Origin of the sequence: Robertmurraya korlensis NBRC 107688 (genome assembly GCF_001591645.1) — a bacterium.
Lineage (GTDB): Bacteria > Bacillota > Bacilli > Bacillales > Cytobacillaceae > Robertmurraya_A.
Genome location: NZ_BCVH01000027.1, coordinates 43007 through 50885, shown reverse-complemented (window position 1 = coordinate 50885; position 7879 = coordinate 43007). Strand labels below are relative to the sequence as shown.

Below are 7879 nucleotides of genomic sequence, written 5' to 3'. Positions count from 1 at the left end.
CAAATTGTTATCATTCATTACATCGTCGCTCGGAAGCAACTATATTAGAATAACATTTTCTGCTTATCTCGTCAACACTTTTTTATATTTTTTTATTGAGGCATTTAAATGTGTGTTGTTTCGTAAGCAGATTCTTATAATACCATCAGTGTTTTTTATCGTCAATAGATTTTTATCATTTTTTGTCGAAAAAAAGTGTTCATTAGATAATTCTAATGAACACTTTTTTTCGTTATGCTGCGTTTTCTACTTCCTTCACTTCCTTTGAGAGAAACCAACCAGCTAATGCAATCAGAACTAATACTATATAGAAAGTAATTTTCCATTCAGGTGACTTTGCAAATGTATTAGGAAGTACGGATAATGCTGGGTGTGATAATGTGTATACTGCCAGTTTTACCCCTACCCAACCTACAATAGCAAATGCAGCGATTTCTAAACCCGGGCGCTTGGCCAGAAGTGTTACAAAGAAGTTTGCTGCAAAACGCATGATAATTAACCCAATTAAACCTCCAGCAAAGATAACTAAGAACTTACCTCCATCTAAACCACCGATAGGAGGAAGTGGGGTATCTGGTAAAGCTACGGCTAAAGCAACTGCCGCTAAAATTGAATCTACTGCAAAAGCTATGTCAGCTAACTCAACTTTGATCACTGTTGTCCAGAAACCCGATTTCTTTTCTTGCTTTTCTTTTTCATTTATTTTCTCTTCAAGTTTCTTCTTAAAAAGTTTCCTAGCAATATGATTTATGGCGATAAATAATAGGTAGATCGCACCTATTGCCTGAACTTGCCATACATCCACTAAGAAAGAAATAACAAATAAGGAAGCAAATCTAAAAATAAAAGCACCTGCTAAACCATAAAATAGTGCCCTTTTTCTTTCTTCTTCAGGTAAATGCTTTACCATAATAGCTAATACAAGGGCATTATCTGCCGCAAGTAATCCCTCTAATGCAATAAGAACTAATAATACCCAACCATATTCTAATAATAAACTAAGATCCAATTTTCGTTTCCCCTTTCAATTGAGAACTCTCCACCAAGTACTCTTTTGACATTCCATATCTATAACGATTAAATCTCATGCATTCATTTACTGATTCTTACACTCTCCCCCTTCCCAAATACTATATTTTGGTAAAGGTTTGAGACGCAAAAAAGACCTTTACCATGATAGGTAAAGGTCTTGCTAACAACAGGTATTGTTGCCAACAAAGCCGAGAGCAAGGTGCCTCTGAAATGACGACTTTGTTGTAAAAGCTACTCCCCTTTAAGGAATATCTTATTAAATTCTTAAGATTATCATATGATGCTTTTGAAAAATCGTCAATGGAAAAATAATAATAAATTAATTAAAACTCCTTTTCAAGATCACCTTGTAAACGGAAAATCATTACTCTTTCTCCTGTACGAGTACTTATATCAGTATGAAAATTCAGCACCATTTGGCCAGTAATATGGGTAATTAGTAGTTTTAAGTCACTTGTTCCAGACTCAACTAAATCAGCACGTGTACGTTTAATGGATAACATCCCATCTTTTGTTTCACATACCGAATACTCAGCTGGAGTTAAAATTCCTTTTAAAGTTACAATGATCATATCCCTTAGAATATCTGCCTTTACTGATATTGATCCTCTGCCTAAGTAGTCCTTCTCCCATTGAGTAATAGCTTTACTAATTTCCGCCTCCATAGAACCCTTTGTTTTCTTCATCATTCACCTCTTACTTAAAAAAGGTATACTCCCTACTATATAGCAGAAAAAATATACCTTTTCTCACTCTCTAGTATCTAAATTTCAATCATTTTATCTCTTTAAAAACCCCCTGTCAAGCATCCTTTTTCTATAATTCTTCCTTAAACCGTCGTCAATTCTTCCCAGTGTCTTAATAATTTGTTCATACTTTGAATTTATGATTATGAAATCTATTAATATATGAAGAAGGAAGGTTTTCATGAACTATAAGATCCCGGCAATCCTCTTATCCAGCACCTTGTTTGCTATAGCATTGTTTCTATCTAACGATGAACTGGCTCAAATTACCCCTAACGATGAAGGAACTACTTTGGCCATTCAAACTACCACTACCAATTTATACACGGAAGAAATTTCTTCCACCAGTCCTGTAATTGAAGAAGAGATTACTGAAGATGGACAAAAAATAACTGAGACTATTCTTGATGTACCATTATTAAACCAAATGGATAGTCCTAGATTATACAATGGTTGTGAAGTAACAAGCTTAGCAATGATTTTACAATATAATGGTCTTGAGGTAACTAAGAATCAATTAGCTGAAGAAATTGTACGTACACCACTCCGATATAATAGTGGTGAGTACGGAAATCCTAATAATGGGTTTGTTGGGAATATGGAAGACGGACCTGGACTAGGAGTATACCACGGCCCTATATATGACCTTGCAACAAATTACTCGGACCATGTAATTGACTTAACAAATCAATCATTTGATGATTTATTAAAACAAGTCGCTGAAGGTCATCCTGTTTGGATCATTACCACCTCCACCTTCGCTCCAATTGACGAATTTGAAACGTGGCAAACACCGCAGGGCGAGGTTGAAATCACTTATAAAATGCATAGTGTTGTCATCACAGGCTTTGATACCGATACTATCTATATCAATAACCCTTATGGAGAAAAAAATCAAAAGCTTGATCGAGAATCATTCATTCAAGCATGGCAACAAATGGGTAGCCAAGCAATTGTTGTTTTATAATCTTAATACATTCATATTAAGGTTTTTTTATAGTCCGCATTCCTATTCCTGTTTTTTTACATTTATATAATAGATTTACATTTTATTAACATTCTATTAAAACTCCGTCTGTATACTTACAAAAGTAGAGTTAAACGAATGGAGGAGAAGGAATGAAGGTAAACAAGAAAGTAATGGGGATTACTTTAGCAAGCAGTCTTGCACTAGGTTCATTAGGATTAACAGCTGGTAATGACAAGGTTGAAGCAAAAAAAGACCCTGAAAAAGCAAAGAATGTTATTGTCCTAGTAATGGATGGGGTAAGCTCTTCTACAACAACCCTTGCTAGATGGTACAAAGGGGAACCACTTGCTATGGATGAAATACTAACAGGTGGCGTTCGTACATATTCCGCTGAATCTGCTATTACTGATTCAGCGCCTGCTGGAACAGCCCTTGCAACTGGAAATAAGTCAAACGATAAATACGTCGGAGTCTTACCATCAACGGTTACAAACCCTGGGGTTGATCCGTCTCTAGCAGATACGCCTTATAAGCCAGTTGCTAACGTTTTAGAAGGGGCAAAAATTAGCGGAAAAGCAACAGGAATCATTTCTACTTCAGAAATTCAACACGCAACTCCTGCAGCCTTCTCATCACACGCAGGACATAGAAGCGATTATGACAATATTGCCGAACAACAAGTATATCAAGACATGGATGTTGTTTTAGGTGGAGGAAAAAAGTCTCTACTTCCTGAGAGCCGTAAGGACGGAGAAAACTTACTTGATACAATTGTTAGCAAAGGTTATGACTTTGTAGATACTCGAGAGGAATTATTAAATTCTAAATCGAATAAATTATGGGGATCATTCGCTCCTTCTGCTATGGCCTACGACATGGATCGTTCCACTACTAAACCGGAAGAACCTACCTTGGCTGAAATGACAAAGAAAGGGATAGAAACTCTTTCTAAAGATAAAGATGGATTCTTCTTATTTGTTGAAGGAAGTAAACCTGACTGGGCTGCACATGCAAACGACGCGATTGGTATGATTAGCGATACTCTTGCATTTGACGCTGCTGTAAAAGAAGCTCTTGAGTTTGCAAAAAAAGATAAAAACACAATGGTTATTGCCGTGTCAGATCATGGAAACAGTGGTATTTCAATCGGAAACCAAAGTACAAGTGGTACTTACCCATCTATGCCTGTTTCAGAATTCATTGATCCACTAAAGCCAGCAAAAATGACACTTGAAGGTGCATTAAGTCAGTTAAACGCAAATAAATCAAATGCGTTAGAAGTAGCTGCTCTATATGGAATTGTAAATCCTTCAGAGGAAGAAAAAGCAGCTATTGTGGGTTCAACTGATTTAAGAAAGACACTTGTTCAACTTCTTGCTACTCGTGCGAACATCGGTTTTACAACTGGTGGCCATACAGGTGAGGATTTGTTTATGTATTCTTACGGACCTGGAAAGCCTGTTGGTTTTATTGAAAATACAGACATTGCACATTCAGTAGCTAGCGCTATGGGATTTGACTTAAAGAAACTAGATAACCAATTATTTGTTAATGCAGAATCTGCTTTTAAAACAATTGGAGCTACTATAAGCGTAGATTCGACAAACAAAGAAAACCCTATTCTTGTTGTGAAAAAAGGAAAAACAGTTGCTGAATTACCAGTTAATAAAGACATTGTTGTTATTAATGGCGAAACAAAGAATGTAAGAAGTGTAACTGTTCAATCGAATGGAACATTCTATGTATCAAAAGAAGCGGTTGAACTGGTAAAAAAAGGGGAATAAATAGTATAACCCCATTCAAATCCTGAATGGGGTTATTCCTCTCTATAAATACTTTCTATGAATACTTTTCCCATCGTACGTATAAAGCATATTTTTCCCTTCAATAACCGTTTCCATATGAATACTTCTTCCCCAAAGCTGATGGATATATGGCATAACCTTTTCCAAATATTTTATATCAAGTTCAATCCCTTCATACCCATGCTTAATATAAAGCTCACCGTTTTTCATGTAATCTCCATCTGTTACCATTAAGTAAGGAAATCCACCATTCACTCTCATACTTACTAGCTGATCTCGAACATTTTCCCATGCTTTATCAACAACCTTATAATCCTTTCCTTGCTTTTGGAACAAATACATATCCTCACGCATAACGAGATCTTTTGTTAAATAATTACGGAGAAAGGAAATATCCGATTCAATTTCACGCACTTCAAACATCTTCTCGCGACCCGACCCAGGTTGGACTCCTCGACGCTTCATTTCCTCGGTTGGATTATTGTATCGATCCTCGATATCCTCAAATATCTTCAGCCCAAGGTAATATGGGTTTATTCCTGTTCTGGATGGCTGGACAACACCTGCATTTAGTTTCGCAAACTCTAATGCTTCCCCACTCGTTAAATCCATCTCACGGAGGATTCTTTGGTGCCAAAACGATGCCCACCCTTCGTTCATAATCTTTGTTTCCAGCTGTGGCCAGAAATATAGCATTTCTTCGCGCATCATTGTCAAAATATCACGTTGCCAGTCTGATAATTCACGGCTGTAACTTTCAATAAATAATAATAGATCCTTCTCAGGCTGTGGAGGGAATTTCTTCTTTCTTCGTAAAGGTTCAGGCTTCTTTCTATCCTTTTCATCCAAATCCCATAAGTCATCATAAGGACTTATCGCGACAACTTCCTCTTCATATTCAACATCCTTCATACTCCAAGCAAGCTTTGGTCTCATTAATGAAGGGTCAATATGTTCTTCAATCGCAAGTACCGCATCAAGAAATGTTTCAACTTCGTGTTTTCCATATTTAACTTCGTATTGCCGAATTCTCTCTGCTGTTGCAGCCATACTTTCTACCATATCTCTTTTTGTATTTTGGAATCGAACATTATTTTTAAAAAAGTCACAGTGGGCTAGAACATGGGCAACAATTAGCTTGTTTTGAATAAGGGAATTGGAATCCAATAAGAATGCATAACAAGGGTCAGAGTTAATAACAAGTTCATAAATTTTTGACAATCCAAGATCATAGTGAAGCTTCATTTTATGAAACTGCTTGCCAAAGCTCCAATGGGAAAATCTTGTTGGCATGCCATATGCTCCAAATGTATAAATAATTTCAGACGGACAAATTTCATAACGCATTGGATAAAAATCGAGTCCAAAGCCAACCGCTATCTCCGTTATCTCTTCAATGGCATACTGTAAATCCTTCTGTTCTTGTTCACGCATTAGCTTTCTCCCCCTTTTTGCTCTTATCACAATGTATGAACCGAGAGAGAGAATGATGTACTATAGAATGCAAAAAAGCAGAACCCTAATTTTTAAGAGCCCTGCTTTTACCTTTATTTCTCTTCTTCTAGTGTAATCGTTAGTTCTTTCCCTGCACTATTGTCATGCGTAATTTTGACAGTCACAAACTGTCCCTTGCCATTTACCATTACTTGGAATCGGAATGAATCCAACACCTTATTTTCAGCTAGTTTCTCTCTTCCCTCGTACTTATATTCCACTACCTTCTGTCCAGGATAATCTTCAATAACAACAGCTGTTGCAATTCTTCCAAACTTTTTATAATCCAAGCCCGGCTGCTCTGCATGGCCAGCTGCAAAAGAAGTGACTATTAATACTAGAGTGAATATGGGGACAAGTATTTTTTTCAAACGAATACCTCCTTACATGTCATTTTATTTTTTCAATTCCTCTTTACTTTTATGTAAATTCTTAACCTTTTCCACTAACTTCAATCCTACGTATTGATTCCTTTTCCAAACTTCCGGGAAGGCAGATAGTGGTGGAGCACTGTTAATCATTGGGGGACATACTTCAATCGTTAATGCCGGCCTGTGATACTTGGTAATAAACCAGTCTGTAAATCCACCCCCTGTTGCCTTTTTGGGAGGTTTTGCTACCTGATAGCCTGTTAATTCAGCAATCTCACTTGCAATAGAATAATCTCTTTGTTTATTCTTCCCATTATGATAATTCCAATAAATCTCTTGGCCAGTTGAGTGATAAGCAACAGCAATTGATGGTTGGATACTATCAACAAATGAAGTAATTGCTTGAACTTCCATTGCACTTAAGGGGCTACGGCCTTTATAAAACTGAAAACTAGGCGCCCTTGGTCCCCCTAAAGAGTTCCAACCGGCTGGATATTGACGATTTAAATCAACTCCCACACCGTTGGCCTTCCAACGAGAAAAATCACCCTTCCCTTCGTTCATAACAAATATTTGGTCGGCAAAGAAGAGCGGGATATTTTGCTGTTGAATCTCTACTCCATCCGGATTAAGCATTGGTACAAACCAAATGGATACATCTTTAAGCATACCTGTTTCGAAGGGACCCACCTTTGAACCTTTGGAGTAGGCACTCACATAAGTTTCAATCATGGCCATTAACAGCGAACTTGTCATCCATTCTCTCCCATGATGACTTCCAATTAGTAAAATATTTTCTTTTCCATCTCCAACCTTTATTGCGGGAATATGCTGTCCAAAATGAGATTGGCCAATTATTTTTACTTCTATTTCTTCGTCGTATAATTCCTGCAATTGTTGAATGTCTAACTCCATTTGTTTATATGTGTAGGTTTGTGCTGGATTGACAACATTAGCAAAAGCAGTTGGACAATATAGAATAAAGCAAACAAGAAAAATCAATGTCTTCATTTCATCAATTCCTAATATAAAATTTCCATCTTTAATGTGTCTTAAATGAGATCAACCTATACAGGAAAAACATGAAAACTCAGATATATCAACAGTGACAAGTTTTTCTGAGAGTGTTTTTATCAGAAAATCATACACTATACTCAACTCCTTAAGAGGAGGAGAGAGAAATGAATCATGTTGATTACGATCGAGCCTTGTACTATACACATCGCTCTGAATGGGACAACTTATTAATACTGATGGTACGAACGAAGGACCAATTTTTAGCCAAAAAAATTGAACATTTCCTTCACGCTTACAATTTCGAAAAAGACTACTCCGTTATTGAGAAACATTTATATTCTTTACTACGTTACATTGACCATGCAAATGATCTTGTTGAAGCAAACGACGGCTTGCTTGATACAGCGATAACCATGGGGTAAATACAGAATTCCACCAAAAAAA

The 7879-nt window shown here is 36.7% G+C and carries 8 protein-coding genes; 3 read left to right on the top strand and 5 right to left on the bottom strand.

Annotated elements, in window-relative coordinates; genetic code table 11:
• Nucleotides 1–232 precede the first annotated feature (232 nt).
• Both BKO01S_RS21495 and BKO01S_RS21490 read right to left on the bottom strand, forming a co-directional pair.
• Complete coding sequence (locus BKO01S_RS21495) at nucleotides 233–1009, bottom strand: TerC family protein (protein WP_066059462.1); 777 nt, start codon at nucleotides 1007–1009, stop codon at nucleotides 233–235.
• A gap of 346 nt (nucleotides 1010–1355) precedes the next feature.
• A complete protein-coding gene (locus tag BKO01S_RS21490) occupies nucleotides 1356–1718 on the bottom strand; it encodes a Na-translocating system protein MpsC family protein (protein WP_066059459.1) in 363 nt (120 codons plus the stop codon).
• A gap of 241 nt (nucleotides 1719–1959) precedes the next feature.
• Between BKO01S_RS21490 and BKO01S_RS21485 the strand changes: the two genes are divergently transcribed.
• Together BKO01S_RS21485 and BKO01S_RS21480 are read left to right on the top strand one after the other, a co-directional pair.
• Nucleotides 1960–2745: a C39 family peptidase gene (locus tag BKO01S_RS21485; protein WP_066059455.1), complete on the top strand. Its 786-nt coding sequence runs from the start codon at nucleotides 1960–1962 to the stop codon at nucleotides 2743–2745.
• Nucleotides 2746–2897: 152 nt separating this feature from the next.
• Nucleotides 2898–4532 carry an alkaline phosphatase gene (locus BKO01S_RS21480; RefSeq protein ID WP_066059452.1) on the top strand — a complete coding sequence of 545 codons (1635 nt, stop codon included), beginning with the start codon at nucleotides 2898–2900 and terminating at the stop codon, nucleotides 4530–4532.
• Between the two features lie 42 nt (nucleotides 4533–4574).
• On the opposite strand, the gene BKO01S_RS21475 is transcribed toward BKO01S_RS21480, so the two are convergent.
• The 3 genes from BKO01S_RS21475 to BKO01S_RS21465 form a co-directional block, all read right to left on the bottom strand.
• Nucleotides 4575–5987: a SpoVR family protein gene (locus tag BKO01S_RS21475; RefSeq protein ID WP_066059449.1), complete on the bottom strand. Its 1413-nt coding sequence runs from the start codon at nucleotides 5985–5987 to the stop codon at nucleotides 4575–4577.
• Between the two features lie 113 nt (nucleotides 5988–6100).
• Complete coding sequence (locus BKO01S_RS21470; RefSeq protein ID WP_066059446.1) at nucleotides 6101–6418, bottom strand: DUF3889 domain-containing protein; 318 nt, start codon at nucleotides 6416–6418, stop codon at nucleotides 6101–6103.
• A gap of 24 nt (nucleotides 6419–6442) precedes the next feature.
• Nucleotides 6443–7429 (bottom strand): M14 family zinc carboxypeptidase, encoded by a 987-nt coding sequence (locus BKO01S_RS21465; RefSeq protein ID WP_066059442.1) that lies wholly within the window; start codon nucleotides 7427–7429, stop codon nucleotides 6443–6445.
• A gap of 170 nt (nucleotides 7430–7599) precedes the next feature.
• On the opposite strand from BKO01S_RS21465, the gene BKO01S_RS21460 reads away from it, so the two are divergent.
• Nucleotides 7600–7857 (top strand): YhdB family protein, encoded by a 258-nt coding sequence (locus tag BKO01S_RS21460; RefSeq protein WP_066059439.1) that lies wholly within the window; start codon nucleotides 7600–7602, stop codon nucleotides 7855–7857.
• The last annotated feature ends 22 nt before the right edge of the window (nucleotides 7858–7879 follow it).

Bases quoted from the DNA above. Each gene is read 5' to 3' on its own strand.
- BKO01S_RS21490 (WP_066059459.1), bottom strand. From the start codon at position 1,718: ATGAAGAAAACAAAGGGTTCTATGGAGGCGGAAATTAGTAAAGCTATT.
- BKO01S_RS21485 (WP_066059455.1), top strand. From the start codon at position 1,960: ATGAACTATAAGATCCCGGCAATCCTCTTATCCAGCACCTTGTTTGCT.
- BKO01S_RS21480 (WP_066059452.1), top strand. From the start codon at position 2,898: ATGAAGGTAAACAAGAAAGTAATGGGGATTACTTTAGCAAGCAGTCTT.
- BKO01S_RS21475 (WP_066059449.1), bottom strand. From the start codon at position 5,987: ATGCGTGAACAAGAACAGAAGGATTTACAGTATGCCATTGAAGAGATA.
- BKO01S_RS21465 (WP_066059442.1), bottom strand. From the start codon at position 7,429: ATGAAGACATTGATTTTTCTTGTTTGCTTTATTCTATATTGTCCAACT.
- BKO01S_RS21460 (WP_066059439.1), top strand. From the start codon at position 7,600: ATGAATCATGTTGATTACGATCGAGCCTTGTACTATACACATCGCTCT.